General features: G+C 66.1%; 18 protein-coding genes. 12 read left to right on the plus strand and 6 right to left on the minus strand.

Annotated features, from left to right (window positions below; genetic code table 11):
• Nucleotides 1-135: 135 nt before the first annotated feature.
• Entirely contained in the window at nt 136-1125 is a 990-nt protein-coding gene (locus A9974_RS07290) for a quinone oxidoreductase (protein ID WP_183003449.1), read from the minus strand.
• A 50-nt stretch (nt 1126-1175) separates the two neighbouring features.
• Nucleotides 1176-2156 (minus strand): DMT family transporter, encoded by a 981-nt coding sequence (locus tag A9974_RS07295; RefSeq protein WP_183003450.1) that lies wholly within the window; start codon nt 2154-2156, stop codon nt 1176-1178.
• An 85-nt stretch (nt 2157-2241) separates the two neighbouring features.
• Between A9974_RS07295 and A9974_RS07300 the strand changes: the two genes are divergently transcribed.
• The 5 genes from A9974_RS07300 to A9974_RS07320 all read left to right on the plus strand — a co-directional run bounded on the left by A9974_RS07300 (nt 2242) and on the right by A9974_RS07320 (nt 8129).
• The gene (locus tag A9974_RS07300) at nt 2242-3135 is read left to right on the plus strand and encodes a DMT family transporter (protein WP_183003451.1); all 894 of its coding nucleotides are present in this window, start codon (nt 2242-2244) and stop codon (nt 3133-3135) included.
• A gap of 40 nt (nt 3136-3175) precedes the next feature.
• Nucleotides 3176-3682: a MarR family winged helix-turn-helix transcriptional regulator gene (locus tag A9974_RS07305; RefSeq protein WP_183003452.1), complete on the plus strand. Its 507-nt coding sequence runs from the start codon at nt 3176-3178 to the stop codon at nt 3680-3682.
• 107 nt (nt 3683-3789) lie between these two features.
• Nucleotides 3790-5217, plus strand: coding sequence for an efflux transporter outer membrane subunit (locus A9974_RS07310; RefSeq protein ID WP_183003453.1), 1428 nt, complete (start codon nt 3790-3792; stop codon nt 5215-5217).
• A 20-nt stretch (nt 5218-5237) separates the two neighbouring features.
• Complete coding sequence (locus tag A9974_RS07315) at nt 5238-6497, plus strand: efflux RND transporter periplasmic adaptor subunit (protein ID WP_183003454.1); 1260 nt, start codon at nt 5238-5240, stop codon at nt 6495-6497.
• A 12-nt stretch (nt 6498-6509) separates the two neighbouring features.
• Nucleotides 6510-8129 (plus strand): DHA2 family efflux MFS transporter permease subunit, encoded by a 1620-nt coding sequence (locus tag A9974_RS07320; protein ID WP_255468064.1) that lies wholly within the window; start codon nt 6510-6512, stop codon nt 8127-8129.
• 47 nt (nt 8130-8176) lie between these two features.
• On the opposite strand, the gene A9974_RS07325 is transcribed toward A9974_RS07320, so the two are convergent.
• From A9974_RS07325 to A9974_RS07335, 3 genes are all read right to left on the minus strand, one after another.
• The gene (locus A9974_RS07325; protein ID WP_183003455.1) at nt 8177-9157 is read right to left on the minus strand and encodes a hypothetical protein; all 981 of its coding nucleotides are present in this window, start codon (nt 9155-9157) and stop codon (nt 8177-8179) included.
• 2 nt (nt 9158-9159) lie between these two features.
• On the minus strand, nt 9160-10227 hold the full coding sequence (locus A9974_RS07330) for a tartrate dehydrogenase (protein WP_183003456.1): 1068 nt from the start codon (nt 10225-10227) through the stop codon (nt 9160-9162).
• A 122-nt stretch (nt 10228-10349) separates the two neighbouring features.
• Nucleotides 10350-11873 carry a helicase HerA-like C-terminal domain-containing protein gene (locus A9974_RS07335; protein WP_183003457.1) on the minus strand — a complete coding sequence of 508 codons (1524 nt, stop codon included), beginning with the start codon at nt 11871-11873 and terminating at the stop codon, nt 10350-10352.
• 159 nt (nt 11874-12032) lie between these two features.
• On the opposite strand from A9974_RS07335, the gene A9974_RS07340 reads away from it, so the two are divergent.
• From A9974_RS07340 to A9974_RS07370, 7 genes are all read left to right on the plus strand, one after another.
• A complete protein-coding gene (locus A9974_RS07340) occupies nt 12033-12764 on the plus strand; it encodes a YebC/PmpR family DNA-binding transcriptional regulator (RefSeq protein WP_183003458.1) in 732 nt (243 codons plus the stop codon).
• Nucleotides 12765-12894: 130 nt separating this feature from the next.
• The gene (gene purD / locus A9974_RS07345; protein ID WP_183003459.1) at nt 12895-14202 is read left to right on the plus strand and encodes a phosphoribosylamine--glycine ligase; all 1308 of its coding nucleotides are present in this window, start codon (nt 12895-12897) and stop codon (nt 14200-14202) included.
• Nucleotides 14203-14215: 13 nt separating this feature from the next.
• Nucleotides 14216-15127 carry an oxygen-dependent coproporphyrinogen oxidase gene (gene hemF, locus A9974_RS07350; protein ID WP_183003460.1) on the plus strand — a complete coding sequence of 304 codons (912 nt, stop codon included), beginning with the start codon at nt 14216-14218 and terminating at the stop codon, nt 15125-15127.
• Complete coding sequence (gene nadD / locus A9974_RS07355; RefSeq protein WP_183003461.1) at nt 15124-15711, plus strand: nicotinate (nicotinamide) nucleotide adenylyltransferase; 588 nt, start codon at nt 15124-15126, stop codon at nt 15709-15711. Before hemF ends, nadD begins: the two co-directional genes overlap by 4 nt.
• A gap of 73 nt (nt 15712-15784) precedes the next feature.
• The gene (gene rsfS, locus A9974_RS07360) at nt 15785-16189 is read left to right on the plus strand and encodes a ribosome silencing factor (protein WP_183003462.1); all 405 of its coding nucleotides are present in this window, start codon (nt 15785-15787) and stop codon (nt 16187-16189) included.
• Between the two features lie 10 nt (nt 16190-16199).
• Nucleotides 16200-16670: a 23S rRNA (pseudouridine(1915)-N(3))-methyltransferase RlmH gene (rlmH, locus tag A9974_RS07365; protein ID WP_183003463.1), complete on the plus strand. Its 471-nt coding sequence runs from the start codon at nt 16200-16202 to the stop codon at nt 16668-16670.
• Between the two features lie 60 nt (nt 16671-16730).
• Nucleotides 16731-17348 carry a nucleoside triphosphate pyrophosphatase gene (locus tag A9974_RS07370; protein WP_183003464.1) on the plus strand — a complete coding sequence of 206 codons (618 nt, stop codon included), beginning with the start codon at nt 16731-16733 and terminating at the stop codon, nt 17346-17348.
• A 101-nt stretch (nt 17349-17449) separates the two neighbouring features.
• Here the strand turns inward: A9974_RS07370 and A9974_RS07375 are convergent, their stop codons facing one another.
• Nucleotides 17450-18784, minus strand: coding sequence for a dicarboxylate/amino acid:cation symporter (locus A9974_RS07375; RefSeq protein WP_183003465.1), 1335 nt, complete (start codon nt 18782-18784; stop codon nt 17450-17452).
• Nucleotides 18785-19064 lie beyond the last annotated feature (280 nt).

Below are 19064 nucleotides of genomic sequence, written 5' to 3' on the forward strand. Positions count from 1 at the left end.
GTTGAAACCAGAATAGCAACGGGCCGCAGCGCTGGCTTGTCGCCCCGTGCATGGGGTTTTGTCCCGGTGCGCACGCCCAAAAAAAAGCGGAACGCGATTACGCGTTCCGCCGTTACCGGGCAGCAAGCCGAAGGATCAGTCCAGCATCAGCACCGTGGCGCCGGTGGTCTTGCGGGAAGCCAGCGCGGTCTGGGCCTCACCGGCCCGCTCCAGGCTGTAGCGCTGGTCGATGCGGACCTTGATCTTCTTTTTCAGGACCAGGTCGAACAGTTCCTCGGACGCGGCCTGCAGCTTTTCCAGCGTGTTCACGTGCACGCCCAGCGACGGGCGCGTGACGTACAGGCTGCCCTTCTGGTTCAGGACAGCCAGGTTGACGCCCGACACCGGACCGGACGCATTGCCGAAGCTGACCATCAGGCCGCGCGGTTCGATGCAATCCAGCGAGGTTTCCCAGGTGTCCTTGCCCACGCCGTCGTATACCACCGGCACCTTCTTGCCGCCGGTCAGTTCCAGCACGCGTTCGGCGACGTTTTCGCGCGAGTAGTCGATGGTTTCCCAGGCGCCGTTGGCGCGGGCCAGTTCGGCCTTTTCGGGGCTGGACACCGTGCCGATCAGCTTCACGCCCAGGGCACGCGCCCATTGGCAGGCGATCAGGCCCACGCCGCCGGCGGCTGCATGGAACAAAATGGTTTCACCGCCTTGCAGGCGGTAGGTCTGACGAAACAGGTACTGCACGGTCAGGCCCTTGAGCATCAGCGCGGCGGCTTCGTCGAAGCCGATGCCCTTGGGCACCTTCACGACCTGGTTGGCAGGCACGTTGCGCGCCTTGGCGTAGGCGCCCAGCGGGCTTTGGCCATACGCCACGCGATCGCCCTTTTTCAGGTGCTTGACGTCAGCGCCCACGGCGGTGACCACGCCCGCGCCCTCGAAGCCCAGGCCATGCGGCAGCGGATGGGGGTACAAGCCCGTGCGGAAATAGATATCGATGAAGTTCAGCCCGGCGGCATGCTGGTCGATGGTGACCTCATTGGCGGCGGGCGGCGGCACTTCGACTTCCACCAGTTTCAGGACTTCGGGACCGCCGTGCTGCTCGATACGGATTGCCTTGACGAGATTGCTGGCCATGCTGGCCTCCTTTCATTGAAATGTTGCGAATCAACCGAGAAATCCAGACTTCAACGCGCGGGGGCCGAGCCGCCCGGCGTGGCGGGCGGAGGCTTGGCGGCCCCGCCCCCCATCAATACGAATACGCCGGCCAAGACCAGCGCGGTGCCACCCATCTGCCACACGGTGATGGGTTCGTCCAGGAACCACGATGCCAGAAACAGCACCGACACCGGCCCGATCATGCCCAGCAGCGACGCGGTCGGGGCGCCGATCAGCGCCACCGCCCACATCAGCATGAAGACGGGCACGACCGTGTTCAGGGTGGCGTGGATCAGCGAATAGCCGTAAACGCCCATCGGCTGGATCAGCACCGACGCGGGATGCACCACGAAGAACTGCACGATGCAGGCCACGCACGATACGAGCATGGCGTAGGCGACCAGCCGGGTAGGCCCGACGCGCTTGATCAGCTCCCCGGAGCAGATCAGGTACACAGAATAGCTGAGCGCCGAACCGAAAACGAACAAAGACCCTGTCAACACCTCGGCAGATCCGCCGAAGGTAAGGTCATGGGCAAAAACCAGCACGACGCCCGCGTAGGACAGCCCCATGGCCAGCCATTGCCGGCGCTCGACGGGACGTTTGAACCAGAACGCGGACAACAGCACGACCAGCGAGGGCGACAGGAACAGGATCAGGCGCTCGAGGCTGGCGGTGATGTAGCGCAGCCCCAGGAAATCCAGGAAGCTGGACAGGTAATACCCCAACAGGCCCAGCACGCAGACCTGCAGGCGTTCCTTCCAGGTCATGACCACGATCTGGCCGCGGGCCGCCAGGCGCGACTGATGCCAGGCCACCGCCGCGAAAAACGGCATGGCGAACAGCATGCGAAAGGCGATGAGCGTGACCGCGTCGATACCGTAGCGGTAGGTGAACTTGACGACGATGGCCTTGCCCGAAAACAGGACGGCGCCCAGGGCGGCCATGAAAAAGCCGGCCGCGCGGCTGGAGGGACGAGAGACCGGCAAAAGCCTGGCAATGCGATTCATGCGATGATTTTAGATTCAGTGCGTGCCCATTTGCACGCCCGGCCGCGCTTTTTTAGCCGCTATCCGCCTTCGCCTACCGCCTCGAATGACCCGACACCGCGCCCTGACCTATATCCATATCGCCGCCATCCTGTTCGGCCTGACCGGCGTTTTCGGCGAACTGATCCAGGCCAGTGCCGCGGTGATCACCCTGGGGCGCGCCGTTTTCGCCGTGATCTCGCTCGGCCTGTTCGCCCGCATGCGCCGCCGCCCCCTGCTCGGCGCCCTGACCCCGGCCCAGCTGTTCGTGCTGGTGGTGGCCGGCGCCTTGCTGGCGGCGCATTGGGTGACCTTCTTCATCTCGGTGAAAGTGGGCGGCATCGCCATCGCCACCCTGGGTTTCGCCAGCTTCCCGGCCTTCATCACGCTGTTCGAAGGCCTGATCTTCCGCGAACGCGTGCGGCTGGCCGAATGGCTGCTGCTGGGCCTGGTCACCGCCGGCCTGGTGCTGGTCACACCGTCCTTCGACCTGGCGGACCAGGGCACCATCGGCTTGGCCTGGGGCCTGCTGTCCGGCCTGACCTTCGCCCTGCTGGCCCTGAGCAACCGGCGCTCGGCCTCCGGCATGGACCCGATGCAGGTCGCCTGCTGGCAAAACCTGGTCGTGGCCCTGGTCATGCTGCCGTTCGCGGTGGGCCAGTTGCCCGCTCTGCCCGCCGTGGACTGGTTCTGGCTGCTGCTGCTGGGCGTGTTCTGCACCGGCCTGTCGCACTTCCTGTTCGTCTCCAGCCTGACCCGCCTGAACGCGCGCAGCGCCGGCCTGGTCATCGCGCTCGAACCTGTCTACGCCATCGCCTTCGCCTGGGTGCTGTTCAGCCAGCAACCCACGGTGCGCATGATGGCCGGCGCCGCGCTGATCGTGGCCGCCATCGTCTGGTCGGGGCTGCGCAAAGCCCCCGCCACGGCGGTTGAAAACGCCCCCGAAGGCGTCCCCAAATAGCGGCCTTGACAATAACTGACTAGGCAGTAAAATTCGCTGCATGAATGCCTCGTCACGCCCTGATTCCCCCGAAAATCCGATTCATTACCGCGGCGACACCCGCTGCATGACTGAGGATAACGCCGGCTACCTGATCAAGCTGGTCTCTAACTCCCTGAACCGGATGCTGGATCAGGAAATGGCCCCGTTGGACCTGACGGCCATGCAATGGCGCCCCATCGCGATGCTGTACCTGGGCCGGGCCGACACACCCGCCGAGCTGGCCCGGATGAACGGCATGGACACCGGCGCCATGACGCGCGCGCTGGACCGCCTGGAAGCCAAAGGCTTGCTGCGCCGGGCCCGCAGCCAGGAAGACCGGCGTGTGGTGAAGCTCGAACTGACCGAACTGGGCGAGGCCAAGGCCCGCGACATTCCGCCCAATATCGCCCGTGTGCTGAATCATCACCTGCGCGGCTTCTCCACCGACGAAGTCGCGCAGCTGATGCATTTCCTGCGTCGCATGATCGCCAACGGATCCGCTTCCGGCACCGCGCCCGAGCGCTGACGGCGCTCTGCCGAGCGCCTGCCGCCCCTGACGTCAGGGGCTTTATTTGACATAATATTTGCCTAGGCAAATACAGATTAATCAATTACTTTCAGCAGATTGTCAGGATGAAACGCCTTCTTTCTACCGCATTAGTGCTTGCCCTGAGCGGTTGCGCCCTGATGGAACCCGGGCCCACGCCCGTCGCGGCCCTGGACGAAGCCAAGCTGGGATTGACCGCCCAGGCCACCGCCTGGCCCGAAACGCAGTGGTGGCAGCGCTACGGCGACAGCCAGCTCAACGCGCTGATGGACGAAGCGCTGGCCAACAGCCCGTCCATGACCGCCGCCCAGGCTCGCCTGGCCAAGGCCAACGCCGCCGTCGGCACCGCCCGCGCGCCGCTGCTGCCGCGCGTGGACGCGGACTACTCGCTGACCCACGAGCACCTGTCCAACGACTACATCTATCCGCCCCCGCTGGGTGGGTCGGTGGTCAACGACAACCGCCTGGCGCTGGACTTCAGTTATGAACTGGACTTCTGGGGCAAGAACCGCTCGCGCCTGCAGGCCGCGGTCTCGCAACAGGCCGCCGCCGAGGCGGACGCCCAGGCGGCGCGCAACATGCTGTCCAGCGCCACCGTGCGGGCCTACCTGAATCTGCAGAATGCGTTCGCCCAGCGCGACGTCATCAAGCGCGTACTGACTCAGCGCGCGGACGTGCTGTCGCTGACCCGCGGCCGCTACTCCGCCGGCCTGGACACCCAGGTCGAGGTCAAGCAGGCCGAATCGTCGCTGGCCGCCGGCCAGGTCGAGCTGACCCAGAACGAAACCACCCTGGCGCAGCTGCGCAACCAGGTGGCGGCGCTGGTCGGCGCCGGCCCGCAGCGCGGCCAGTCGTTGGTGGCCATGTCGCTGACGGCTCCCGCCGGCGGCGTGCCCGCCAGCGTGCCGCTGGAACTGCTGGGCCACCGCCCCGACGTCGTCGCCGCCCGCTGGCGCGCCGAAGCCGCGCGCCATCAGATCGACAGCGCCCGCGCCGAGTTCTACCCCAACGTCAACCTGGCCGCCTTCGTCGGCTTCCAGGCGTTGGGCACGGGCAACCTGCTGGGCGGCGCCAGCCGCACCGCCGGTATCGGCCCGGCCATCACGCTGCCCATCTTCCACGGCGGCGAATTGAACGCCAACCTGGCCGGCCGCCGCGCCGACGCGGACCTGGCCGTGTCTGACTACAACCAGACCGTGCTGGACGCCGCCCACCAGGTCGCAGACGCCCTCGACGGCCTGCGCCTTCTGGAACAGGAAAAGGCCCAGCAACACCAGGCACGCGAAGCGATCGAAGCCGCCTACGAACTGGCGGTCAACCGCTACAAGGCCGGCATGGGCAACTACCTGACCGTGCTGGTCGCGCAAACCGGCGTGCTGACGCAAGCCCGCCTGGAAACCGACCTGCGCATCCGCGCCTACCAGCTCGATGCCAACCTGGCCAACGCGCTGGGCGGCGGCTACGCACCCGCGCCCGCCTCCCAGCCCGCGCCCGCCACGAACTCCACTCATTGAACGCTCCGGATTCAGACGTCATGAACGCAGCCACTCCCGCTCCCAACCCCGCCCGCAAACGCCTGCTGCTGACCGCGACCGGGGTCTTCATCCTTATCGCGATCGCCTACGGCATCTGGTGGGCCCTGTTCGGCGCCCACTTCGAAAGCACCGACGACGCCTATGTGCACGGCAACCTGGTGCAGATCACGCCCCAAGTGCCCGGCACGGTCATCGCCATCGAAGCCGACGACACGGAAACCGTCGCCGCCGGCCAGCCGCTCGTGCGCCTGGACCCGGCCGACACCGAAGTCGCCCTGCAGCAAGCCCAGGCCAAGCTGGCGCAGATGGTGCGCCAGGTCCGTACCTACTACGTGCAGAACGATGCGCTGGCGGCCGACGTCGACCTGCGCAACGCCGACATCCAGCGCGCGCAAGCCGAACTGACCCGCGCGCAAAGCGACGTCAGCCGGCGCCAGCAACTGGCCAAGTCCGGCGGCGTCAGCGGCGAAGAAATCCTGCACGCCGAAGCCGCCCTCAAGACGGCGCAATCCGGCCTGGCGCAAGCCCGCGCCGCGCTGGCCGCCTCGCGCGCCAAGCTGGCCACCAACCAGGCCCTGACGCAAGGCACCACGGTTGCCGACCACCCCGATGTCCGCCAGGCCGTCGCCGGCCTGCGCAACGCGTGGCTGGCGCAGTCGCGCACGGTGCTGCCGGCCCCGGTGGGCGGCGTCATCGCGCGCCGCAGCGTGCAAGTGGGCCAACGCGTGGCCCCGGGCGCCGCGCTCATGACCGTCGTGCCGCTGGACCAGGTCTGGGTCGAAGCCAACTTCAAGGAAGGCCAGTTGCGCAAGATGCGCATCGGCCAGCCGGTCAAGATGGTCGCCGACCTGTATGGCGGCTCGATCACCTATCACGGCACCGTCGCCGGCCTGGATGCAGGTACGGGCAGCGCTTTTGCCCTGCTGCCGGCCCAGAACGCCACTGGCAACTGGATCAAGGTCGTGCAGCGTGTGCCGGTGCGCATCGCGCTCAACCCAGAAGACCTGAAGACCCATCCGCTGCGCGTCGGCCTGTCGATGGACGTCGAGGTCGACGTGGGCAAGCAGGAAGGCGAACCGCTGACGGCCGCCGCCCGCAAGGAACCGGCATGGTCGACGCGCGCGTTCGAACCCGCCCACGACGAGGTCGACGCCATGATCAACAAGATCATCCAGGCCAACCTCGCGTCCGATGAATTCACCCCGCAGGCGGCTGCAACGCCCGCGGCAAAAGACGGCTTGGCGCGCAGCGCCAAGTAAGGAAGCGCTCCCATGAGCACCACCGCGCAGCCCGCGGCCGGCGGCGCCCCCGCCGAGCCCACCGTTCTACCTCCCGGCACCTACCCGCCGCTGGAAGGCGCGACCCGCATCATCGGGTCGATCGCGCTGTCCACGGCGGTGTTCATGAACGTGCTGGACACGTCGATCGCGAACGTCTCCATTCCCACGATTTCCGGCGACCTGGGCGTCAGCTCCAGCCAGGGCACCTGGGTCATCACCTCGTTCGCCGTCGCCAACGCCATCACCGTGCCGCTGACCGGTTGGCTGACGCAGCGCTTCGGCCAGGTGCGGCTGTTCCTGATTTCCACGCTGCTGTTCGTGGTGGCCTCCTGGCTGTGCGGCTTTTCGCCGTCGCTCGAGGCCCTGATCGCCTTCCGCGTGCTGCAAGGCGCGGTGGCCGGCCCCATGATCCCGCTGTCGCAGACCCTGATGCTGGCCAGCTTCCCGAAGTCCAAGGCGGGCATGGCGTTGGCGGTCTGGTCCATGACGACGCTGGTCGCCCCCGTGGCAGGACCCCTGCTGGGCGGATGGATTTCCGACAACTACACCTGGCCCTGGATCTTCTACATCAACGTGCCGGTGGGCCTCCTGGCCGCCTGGATCAGCTGGCGCATCTACGGCAACCGCGAATCCCTGACCCGCAAGCTGCCCATCGACAAGCTCGGCCTGGTGCTGCTGGTGGTGTGGGTGGGCTCGCTGCAGATCATGCTGGACAAGGGCAAGGAACTGGACTGGTTCGCCAGCCCCACCATCATCGCCTTGGCCGCCATCGCCTTCGTGGCCTTTGTCTTCTTCCTGATCTGGGAGCTGACCGACGCGCACCCGGTGGTGGATCTGCGCCTGTTCAAGATTCGCAACTTCAGCGTGGGAGCCGTGACGCTGGCCGTCGCCTACGGCGTCTTCTTCGGCAACGTGGTGCTGCTGCCCCTCTGGCTGCAAAGCTACATGGGCTACACGGCCACGTATGCGGGCATGGTCACCGCGCCGGTGGGCCTGCTGGCGATTCTGCTGACCCCCATGGTCGGCAAGATGCTGGCCACGCGTGACCCGCGCCAGATCGTCACCGTGGCGTTCCTGATCTTCGCGCTGGTCTGCTACATGCGTTCGGGCTTCAATACGCAGACCGACGTGCGCACGCTCATGATCCCGACGATCATCCAGGGCGCGGCCATGGCGGCGTTCTTCGTGCCGCTGACCTCGATCACGCTGTCCAGCATCGAACCGTGGCGCATTCCGGCCGCGTCGGGCCTGTCGAACTTCCTGCGCCTGACCGCCGGTGCGTTCGGTACCTCGATCGCGACGACCCTGTGGGAAAACCGCGCCACCCTGCACCACTCCCAGTTGACCGAGGCCGCCAAGCCCGGCCAGCAGGCGTTCGACCAGACCCTGAACGCCTTGCAGAACGGCGTGGGCATGTCGCACCAACAGGCGCTCAGCACGGTGGACCGGCTGATCAACGCCCAGGCGTTCACCATGTCGGCGGTGGATGTGTTCTACGCTTCGGCGGTCATCTTCATGCTGCTGATCGGGTTGGTCTGGTTCGCCAAGCCGCGCTCCGCCAAGGCGGGCGGTGGCGGCGGCGCTGCGGAAGCCGCGGCGGGCGCCCATTGACGGACGCCCTGCTCTGAAAGAAGAAGGCCCGGCAATGCCGGGCCTTTTCAATTCTTCAGCAGCGCATGCCAGTCCTGCCGCTCGATCACCTCCGGCGGCAACGCGCTGACAGGCGACAGGTTGATCACCGACACGCCCCGGCCGCGCCACTGCTGGGCCGCGAAACGGAACGACGGTTCGATCAGGCGGGCGAAATTGCGGGCCAGGCGGCTGGTCTGCGGCGTCTGGCCTTCGTCGTAGAAACGCATGCCGTGCTGCAGCGTCAGATCCAGGCCGTGCAGGTACACCTTGCGCGCACCGCCGGAAATCATCACTTGCAGCGCCACATACGCGACCGTGTCGGCATCGAACACGCCCAGCGAGGCGTTGAAGCTATAACCCAGGCCTTGCTTGGCATCCAGCAACTGCAGATCCGGCGAAGCCGCCACCATGCGCTTGAGCACGGCGGGCGCGGCGCTGCGCTGGTAAGCGCGCTCGGAGATCAGTTCGATGATGCAGATGCGGCAGCGGATCTGCTCTTGCGGCACGCCTTGCATGATGTAGCGCAGCACTTCAGGCAAGACGTACAGCGTCAGGTCACAGGCGACGATCTCGCGCACCAGGTCGATGCGGTCCCGTACAAAGTTCTGGTCAATGATGCAGTAATACTTGAACGGCAGATTGAACTTGCGGGTCAGCGCGATCGAGCCGTTCACGCCCATCGCCGCCCGGATGTTCAGGCGGTCATAGGGGATCTCGGCGATGGAAGGCCCGCTCAGGATCAGATGCATCTCGTCGTCGGCGGGATCGTAACCCTGCTCGAGCGGCGTGATGGGCAACGACCGGCCGAACGCCCGAAAGCCGCAGATCACGCCGGCCGGATTGCGCCAAATACGAACAAACGGCCACAGGTGCTGGTTATGCCGTTGAGTGCGCGACCGCAACATGCGGAACAGCTTGCGGGCGAAACGGTCGGCACGGCTTGCCCCCACCTGGGTTGGGGAAGAAGCAATGGAGTCGACCATGTCCTCGGCCCCCTGATAACGCATGGCTAGCCCGCCGCGATCAGCGACGCAATGGCGTCGCCTACTTCAGCGGTGGACGCGCTGCCCTTCATGTCGCGCGTGCGCGGGCCTTCGGCCAGCACGGTTTCGATGGCGCGAACCACGGCCGCGCAGGCCTCGGGGTAGCCCAGGAAGTCCAGCATCAGCGCGCCGCTCCAGATCTGGCCGATCGGGTTGGCGATGCCTTTGCCATAGATATCGGGTGCGGAACCATGTACGGGTTCAAACAAGGAAGGGAATTTGCGTTCCGGGTTCAGGTTGGCGGACGGCGCGATGCCGATCGTGCCCGTGCAAGCCGGGCCGAGGTCGGAAAGAATATCGCCGAAGAGGTTGGAAGCCACGACCACGTCGAACCAATCAGGATGCTGCACGAAATGCGCGCAGAGAATGTCGATATGGTATTTGTCCCAGCGCACGTCCGGATAGTTCCCCGCAATATCGGCCACCCGCTGGTCCCACCACGGCATCGAAATGGAAATGCCGTTGGACTTGGTGGCCGCCGTCAGGTGCTTGCCGCGCTTGCGGGCCAATTCAAACGCGAATTTCAGCACGCGATCAGCGCCGACGCGGGTGAACACGCTTTCCTGGATCACCACTTCCCGCTCGGTGCCGCCGAACAGGATGCCGCCGCTATTGGAATACTCGCCTTCGGTATTTTCGCGGACGATGAAAAAATCGATTTCACCGGGCTTGCGGTCCGCCAGCGGGGACGGCACGCCGGGCATCAGCCGCACCGGGCGCAAATTGATGTACTGGTCGAATTCACGGCGGAACTTGAACAGCGAGCCCCACAGGGCTTCGTGGTCGGGCACCGTGGCCGGCCAACCGATGGCGCCGAAGAAAATGGCCTCGTGCTGGCCGATCTGCTGCTGCCAATCATCCGGCATCATCTTGCCGTGCTTGGCGTAGTAATCGCAGCTCCAGTCGAAATGGTCCCACTGGAAATCGATGCCGAATCGCGTCGCGACGGCCTCAAGCACCTTCAAGCCTTCCGGCACGACCTCCTTGCCGATACCGTCGCCTGGAAGCACCGCAATCTTGTGTTTCTTCGCCACCGCTTTGTCCTTTCGATTCCTGGGTTGCACCGCCCAGAATCATAGGCATAAATGGCGTCAACGCAATACCCCCCGTTACAAAACGAGGGGTATATGCGTGTTCCAGCAATGGAATACAGAATTCAGCGGCGGGTTTTGGACCCGAGCAAGGATCCGAGGATGCCGCGCGCCAATTCGCGAGCAATGGAACGCGCCGTGCTTTTGGCCACGGATTGCACCACGCCATCCCGCTTGCCGCCGCGCGGGCCGGTGGAACCGAACAGCACGTCGTTCAAGCCGTCCATGAAGCCGCCGCCCTTTTCTTCCGGGGCAGGCGCCGGTGCGCCGGCGGTCGGCGCGGGCGCCGCGGAGTCCTGCTTGGCGGGGACGGACGCGCGGCCGGCCAGCACCTCGTAGGCGGAGTCGCGGTCGATGGCCTGTCCGTACTTGGCGGTCATCGGACTGGCCTGGCGCAGGGCCTGGCGTTCGGCGTCCGTAGCCGGACCGATGCGGCTGGCTGGCGGCACGATCCAGGCGCGTTCGGTCGGCATCGGCCTTCCCTTGGCGTCCAGCAGCGACACCAGGGCTTCGCCCACCCCCAGTTCGGTGATGGCGGCTTCGATGTCCAGGCCGGGATTGGGCCGCATCGTCTGCGCGGCGGTCTTGACGGCCTTCTGGTCGCGCGGCGTGAAGGCGCGCAGCGCGTGCTGCACCCGGTTGCCCAGTTGCCCCAGCACGGTGTCAGGAATATCCAGCGGGTTCTGCGTAACGAAGTAGACGCCCACTCCCTTGGAACGCACCAGCCGCACCACTTGTTCGATCTTGTTCAGGAGCGCGGGCGGCGCATCGTTGAACAGGAGATGCGCCTCGTCGAAGAAGAACACCAGCTTGGGCTGTTCGACGTCGCCCACTTCGGGCAGCTTCTCGTACAGGTCGGCCAACAGCCACAAGAGGAAAATCGCGTACAGCCGGGGCGCCTGCATGAGCTTGTCGGCGGCCAGCACGTTGACGATGCCGCGGCCCTGCGCGTCGGTGCGCATCAGATCGGCCACGTCCAGCATGGGTTCGCCGAAGAATTTCTCGGCGCCCTGGGACTCCAGCGCCAGCAGGCCGCGCTGGATGGCGCCCACGCTGGCCGAGGACACGTTGCCGTAGCGGGTCTTGAGCTCGGCGGCGCGGTCGGCAACGTTCTGCAGCATGGCGCGCAGGTCTTTCAGGTCCAACAGCAACTGGCCTTCGTCGTCGGCCACCTTGAAAACCAGGGTCAATACCCCTTCCTGGGTGTCATTCAGCTCGAGAATACGCGCCAGCAGCAGCGGCCCCATATCGGTGATGGTGGCCCGCACCGGCACGCCCTGCTCGCCGAATACGTCCCAGAGCGACACCGGGCTGGCGCCCCAGGCCGGTTCGGCCAGGCCCAGGTTCTTCAAGCGCTCCTGCAACTTGGGGCTTGGCGCCCCCGCCTGCGAAATGCCTGTCAGGTCGCCCTTGACGTCGGCCATGAAGACCGGCGTGCCCAGGCGGGAAAAGGATTCGGCCAGCACCTGCAGGGTGACCGTCTTACCGGTACCCGTGGCGCCGGTGATGCAACCGTGCCGGTTGGCCAGGGCTGGCAAGAGCGCCAACTCGGTCTGCGCATTCTTGGCGATGACGATGGGGCTGGGCATGGGCGAACTCTCCGGGCCGGGATGAATCAGATGCCCAAGTGTAGAGCCTGCCGCGGCGCTTGTGCGCGTGGCAATATGGACACAGGCGGCCGGCTCCCGGGCGCGCGGGCCGCCGGCACGGTAAAATGCCGTTTTTGCAGACAATTTATCTGGGAAGCCATGGCCGGACACAGCAAATGGGCCAATATTCAGCACCGCAAAGGCCGCCAAGACGCCAAACGCGGAAAGCTCTGGACCAAGATCATTCGTGAAATCACCGTGGCGGCGCGCGCCGGCGGCCCCGACCCGGACAGCAATCCGCGCTTGCGCATGGCCTGGGACAAGGCGACCGACGCCAACATGCCCAAGGACAACATCCAGCGCGCCATCCAGCGCGGCGCGGGCGGCGCCGACGGCGACGCCTACGAAGAAGTGCGCTACGAAGGCTACGGCATCGGCGGCGCGGCGGTCATTGTCGACTGCATGACCGACAACCGCACCCGCACCGTGGCCGAAGTGCGCCACGCCTTCGCCAAGAACGGCGGCAACCTGGGCCAGGAAGGCTCGGTGGCCTTCATGTTCAAGCATTGCGGGCAATTCCTGTTCGCGCCCGGCACACCCGAAGACAAGGTCATGGAAGCCGCCCTCGAGGCCGGCGCCGAAGACGTCACGACCGACGAAGAAGGCGTGATCGAAGTCGTGTGCGCCCCGGCCGACTACGCCGCCGTGCGCAGCGCCTTCGACGCCGCCGGCCTGAAGGCCGAAGTCGACGGCATCATCATGAAGGCCCTGAACGAAACCGAGCTGGCCGGCGAGGACGCCATCAAGATGCAGAAACTGCTCGACGCCCTGGAAGGCCTGGACGACGTGCAGGAAGTCTATACCACCGTCATTTTCGACGAAGCGCAGTAATCCCATTACCCCGGCGCCCGCCCTGCGGGCGCCACGCTGTCTCCGGATCCGGGCCTCGCCCGGGTGCGCAGCCTATTTCTCGGGCAGGTGTCTTGCGACACTCGACTGGCAACCTTAAGAATCACGCAACATGAAACTCCTGGTAATTGGCTCGGGCGGCCGCGAACATGCCCTCGCCTGGCGACTGGCCCGCTCCCCGCGCGTACACAAGGTGTACATCGCGCCGGGCAACGGCGGCACGCAACGAGCCGAGCAAATGGAGAACATCCCGTTCACCAATGCCGAAGAACTGGCCGATTTCGTCCAGCGCGAAGGCATTGCCCTGACGGTCGTCGGCCCGGAAGCGCCGCTGGCCGCCGGCGTGGTGGACGTCTTCCGCGCCCGGGGCCTGAAGATCTTCGGCCCGACCAAGGCCGCCGCGCAGCTGGAAAGCTCCAAGGATTACGCCAAGGCCTTCATGGTCCGGCACAACATCCCCACCGCGCGCTACGCCACCTTCACCGACCCGGTCCAGGCCCACGCCTATATTGACCAGGAAGGCGCTCCCATCGTGATCAAGGCCGACGGTCTGGCTGCCGGCAAGGGCGTCGTCGTCGCCGCCACGCTCGACGAAGCGCACGCCGCCGTCGACGCCATGCTGGGCGACGGTTCCATGGGCGCCGCCGGCGCGCGCGTCGTCATCGAGGAATGCCTGGTTGGCGAAGAAGCCAGCTTCATCGTGATGTGCGACGGCCGCAACGTGCTGGCCCTGGCCACCAGCCAGGACCACAAGCGCCTGCAGGATGGCGACCAGGGTCCGAACACGGGCGGCATGGGCGCGTATTCGCCCGCCCCTGTCGTCACGCCCGAACTGCACCACCGCATCATGCGCGAAATCATCCTGCCGACCGTGCAGGGCATGACGCGCGACGGCATCCCCTACACCGGCTTCCTGTACGCGGGCCTGATGATCGCCCCTGGCGACGATCCTGACCGCGCCATCAAGACCCTGGAATTCAACTGCCGCATGGGCGACCCTGAAACCCAGCCCATCATGATGCGCGTCAAGAGCGACCTGCTCGATGCGCTCGAGCACGCCGTGGACGGAACGCTGGACCAGGCCGACATCACCTGGGACCGCCGCACGGCCCTGGGCGTAGTGCTGGCCTCGCACAACTATCCCAACACCCCGCGCACCGGCGACGTCATCCGCGGCCTGCCCGCCGATGCCGACGACTGCATGGTGTTCCACGCCGCCACCGAACTGGACGGCGAAGACACCAAGACCACCGGTGGCCGCGTGCTGTGCGTTACCGCGCTGGGCGACTCGGTCAAGATGGCACGCGACCGCGTGTACGAAGCCATCGACGGCATCCACTTCGATGGCCGCCAGTACCGCAGCGACATCGGCTGGCGCGCGCTGAAGCCGTCGCAGCAAAAGCCCAAGCCCAACGCGTAACCGGAAAGCGCTGATGAACGCCTTGCCCGTCGCCGCCGTCCGGGACTACCTCACCGGCCTGCAGTCCCGTATCGTCGCCGCGCTTGAAGCCGCGGAAGGCAGTGCCTTCCGCGCCGACGAATGGACCCGGGCCGAAGGCGGCGGCGGACTGTCGCGCCTGCTCGAAGGCGGCGCCCTGTTCGAACGGGCAGGCGTGCTGTTCAGCCACGTCAAGGGCACCAAACTGCCTCCGTCGGCCAGCGCGCACCGCCCCGAACTGGCGGGACGCTCCTGGGAAGCCATGGGCGTGTCCATGGTGCTGCATCCGCGCAATCCGTATGTGCCCACCACGCACATGAACGTGCGCATGTTCGTGGCCGCGGCCCGTCCGGGCCACGACGAAGCCGACGTGTTCTGGTTCGGCGGCGGCATCGACCTGACCCCCTACTACCCGTTTGAAGACGACGCCCGTCACTTCCACACGGTCTGCCACGATGCCCTGGCCAGCCACGGCGCCGACTACTACCCCCGCTATAAGCGCTGGTGCGACGAGTATTTTTTCCTCAAGCATCGCAACGAAACGCGCGGCATCGGCGGCATCTTCTTCGACGACCTCAACGCGCCCGGCTTCGACGCGTCCTTCGCCCTGACCCGGTCGGTCGGCGACGCCTTCCTGGACAGCTACCTGCCCATCGTCGAACGCCGCCGCGGCACGCCCTATGGCGAACGCGAACGCGACTTCCAGGCCTACCGGCGCGGCCGCTACGTCGAATTCAACCTGGTCTTCGACCGCGGCACCCTGTTCGGGCTGCAATCTGGCGGCCGTACCGAATCAATCCTGCTGTCCATGCCGCCGCTGGCGCAATGGCGCTACGACTGGCAGCCCGCGCCCGGCACGCCCGAGTCCGAGCTGGCGGCCTACCTGACGCCGCGGGACTGGGTGTGAAGCGCATTGGCCTGCTGGGCGGCAGCTTCGACCCCGTCCACGTCGCGCACATTGCGCTCGCTGAAAACGCGCTGCGCGCGCTCGGCCTGGCGCAGGTGCAACTGATCCCCGCCGCCAATCCCTGGCAGCGAGCGGCCCTGCATGCCTCCGAAGCACAGCGCCGCGACATGCTCGAACTGGCCATCGCCGGCCATGCCGGCCTGGTCGTCAACCCCATCGAACTGGACCGCGGCGGCGCCACCTACACCGTCGACACCCTGCGCGCCCTGCCCACGGATGCCCGCTACGTCTGGCTGCTGGGCGCCGACCAGCTCGCCAATTTCTGCACCTGGCGCGACTGGCAGGAAATCTCCCAGCGCGTGGACCTGGCCGTGGCCACCCGCCCCGGCACGCCCCTGGCGCCGCCCGCCGAATTGGCGGCCTGGCTGGACAGCCTGGGCCGGCAACTGGAAGAACTGCCTTTTGCCCCCATGCCGGTGTCGGCCTCGCAGATCCGCCAGCGCCTGGCCAACAACGAATCCACCGACGGCCTGCTGGCCGCGCCCGTCGCCGCCTACATTGCGGCGCACCATCTTTACCGATAAACCCACACCCGCCTGGGCGCGCAGCGCCACGGAACCGGCACCTGCTGTCCGTGCGCGGGTTATATTTGCAGCTATGGATATACAGAAACTCCAACGCGCCGTCATCGATGCCCTCGAAGACGTCAAGGCGCAAGACATCAAGGTCTTCAACACCACGCATCTGACCAGCCTGTTCGATCGCGTCGTGATTGCAAGCGCCACCTCCAACCGTCAAACCCGCGCGCTGGCTTCCAGCGTGGCGGACAGCGGCCGCGCGCTCGATCTGTCCGGCATCACGATCGAAGGCGAAGACACCGGCGAATGGGTCGTCGTCGACCTGGGCGACGTAGTCGTGCACATCATGCAACCCGCCATCCGCCAGTACTACAACCTGGAAGAGATCTGGGGCGGCAAGCCGGTACGCGTCAAGCTCCTGCCCGAATCCACCCGGGCCGCGCCGGTCCCCAGCGACAGCGCTTACGACGACGCCGACAACTGAGGCGGCTGTTGTGAAACTGATCGTCGCCGCCGTGGGCACACGCATGCCGGACTGGGTGCAGACCGCCTGGGACGACTACGCCAAGCGGCTGCCGCCCGACTGCGCGCTGGAACTGCGCGAAATCAAGCCCGAACCGCGTACCACCGGTAAAACGCCCGCCCAGATGATGGCGGCCGAAGCCAAGCGGATCGACGCCGTCCTGCCCGCCGGCGCGCTGCGCCTGGCGCTGGACGAACGCGGACGCGACCTGACTACCATGGCCCTGTCGCAAAAGCTCGAGCAGTGGCGGGCGGGCGGCCAGGACGTGGCGTTCCTGGTTGGCGGCCCCGATGGCCTGGACGCCGACCTCAAGGCCTCCTGCAGCGGCCAGTTGCGCCTGTCGTCCCTGACCCTGCCGCATCCCATGGTGCGCGTGGTGCTGGCCGAACAGCTCTACCGCGCGTGGGCCATCATGACCAACCATCCCTACCACCGCGCCTGACCCGCGCCCGGCCTTCGTGCCTGGCGCGCGGCGAGCCGGCCTTCGCCCTGCCGCCCACGTATGACACAAGATCGTCCCGCTCCCGCACGCCTTTACCTCGCCTCCGCCAGCCCGCGGCGGCGCGAATTGCTGACGCAGATCGGCCTGACCCACGAGGTGCTGCGCGTTCCCGCGCCGCCCGGAGAAGACGAACCGCAGCATGCCGGCGAGAGCGCTGCCGACTATGTCCAGCGCACCGCGCGGGACAAGGCCCTGCGCGGCCGCGACTGGCTGGGCGCCCAAGCCCTCCCCCTGCTGCCGCTCCTGGCCGCCGACACCACCGTAATCCTGGACGGTCAGGTGCTGGGCAAGCCTGCCGACCCCGACGACGCGATCCGCATCCTGCAGACGCTGTCAGGCAATAGGCACCAAGTGCACACCGCCGTCGCGCTCTGGACAGGTGATCGCCTGCTGGAAACCGTCTCCGTGACCGACGTGTGGATGCGTCCGCTGGGCCTGGACGAAATCGGCCGTTACTGCGACAGCGGCGAACCCTTCGGCAAGGCCGGCGCCTATGGCATCCAGGGGCTGGCCGGCACGTTCATCGCCCGCATCGACGGCAGCTATACCGGCGTCATGGGTCTGCCGCTATTTGAAACCGCCAATCTCCTGCGCGACGCCGGCATCGCGATTCCCTAGCCCCTGCCCCATAGAAAAAAAGCCCCCGGGCCAGCAGGCTCGGGGGCTTTCTCTTTACCCCGCCGCGGCATTCAGCGCTGCGGGGCAGTGTGCGATGGCGTTCAGCCTTGCGAAGCCGACACGCTCGCCATCGCTTGTGGTTCGGCCGCGGGCGCCTCGCCTTCCAGCGCCGCATGCAGCTTGTCCTTGTCCAGCTCGCCTTCCCAACGGGCCACCACGACGGCGGCGGTGGCGTTGCCGACCAGGTTGGTCAGCGCGCGGCATTCCGACATGAAGCGGTCCACGCCCAGGATCAGCGCCATCCCCGCCACCGGCACCGTCGGCACCACCGACAGCGTGGCAGCCAGCGTGATGAAGCCCGCACCCGTCACGCCCGCCGCACCCTTGGAGCTCAGCATGGCCACCAGCAACAGCAGGATCTGGTCGCCCAACGACAGCGGAATGTCGCAAGCCTGGGCAATGAACAAAGCCGCCATCGTCATGTAGATGTTGGTGCCGTCCAGGTTGAACGAGTAACCAGTGGGCACCACCAGGCCAACCACCGACTTCGAACACCCGGCGCGTTCCATCTTCTGCATCAGCGTCGGCAGCGCGGCTTCCGATGAGCTCGTGCCCAGCACCAGCAGCAGCTCTTCGCGGATGTAGCGCACCAGCTTCAGGATCGAAAAGCCGTTGTAGCGCGCCACCAGGCCCAGCACCACCACCACGAACAGCACCGCGGTGGCGTAGAACGTGCCCACCAGCATCGCCAGATTGACGATGGACTTGATGCCGTACTTGCCGATGGTGAACGCCATCGCGCCGAAAGCGCCGATCGGAGCGGCCTTCATCAAGATAGCGACCAGCTTGAAGATGGGTTGCGCCAGCGCCGTCAGGAAATTCAACACCGGCTTGCCGCGTTCACCCACCTGGGCCAGCGCGATGCCGAACAGCACGGCCACGAACAGCACCTGCAGGATGTCGCCGCCCACGAACGGGCTGAAGATCGTGGTGGGAATCACGTTCATCAGGAAGCCGGTGATGGTCGAATCGTGCGCCTTGGCGACGTAGCTCGCCACTTGCTTCTGATCCAGCGTGGCCGGATTAATATGCATGCCGGCGCCCGGCTGCACGATATGGCTCACGATCATGCCCACGATCAGGGCCAGGGTCGAGAACACCAGGAAGTACAGCATGGCCTTGCCCGCCACGCGGCCGACCTTCTTCAGGTCGCTCATTGCCGCGATACCGGTAGCCACCGTCAGGAAGATCACCGGTGCAATGATCATCTTCACCAGCTTGATGAAGGCGTCGCCCAGCGGCTGCATTGCCTCGCCGATTTCCGGCTTCAAGTAACCCAGCAAGATGCCCACCACGATGGCGAACAGCACTTGCACGTACAGGATTTGATAGAACTTGAGCTTGCGCGCAGGCGCGACTTGATCTACTTCGATCATTGGGATTTGTCCCCACCAGGGGGCCCAAGCTCCTTGCGATGGTCGCAGCGGGCGCCGGGGCGTTTTCTCTTTTAAAGCCTTGCGTATCTCCGCAGGCCATTTCACCCGGTGCGCAGTGCCGCCAGGCTTACCTGGGTATATGCAAATGCCATGCCAGGCCGGGGCCGGTGAGCCCTCGCCGCCAAGCCATTGATAAGGCGAAGGTTTTCATCCCTGGGCTGCCACCGCTTGATCACAAATGGCGGAATTCCGCACAGAACCGGGATAGAATGTGCGGAAA

Origin of the sequence: Achromobacter sp. UMC71 (genome assembly GCF_014170305.1) — a bacterium.
Taxonomy (GTDB): Bacteria; Pseudomonadota; Gammaproteobacteria; order Burkholderiales; family Burkholderiaceae_B; genus Achromobacter.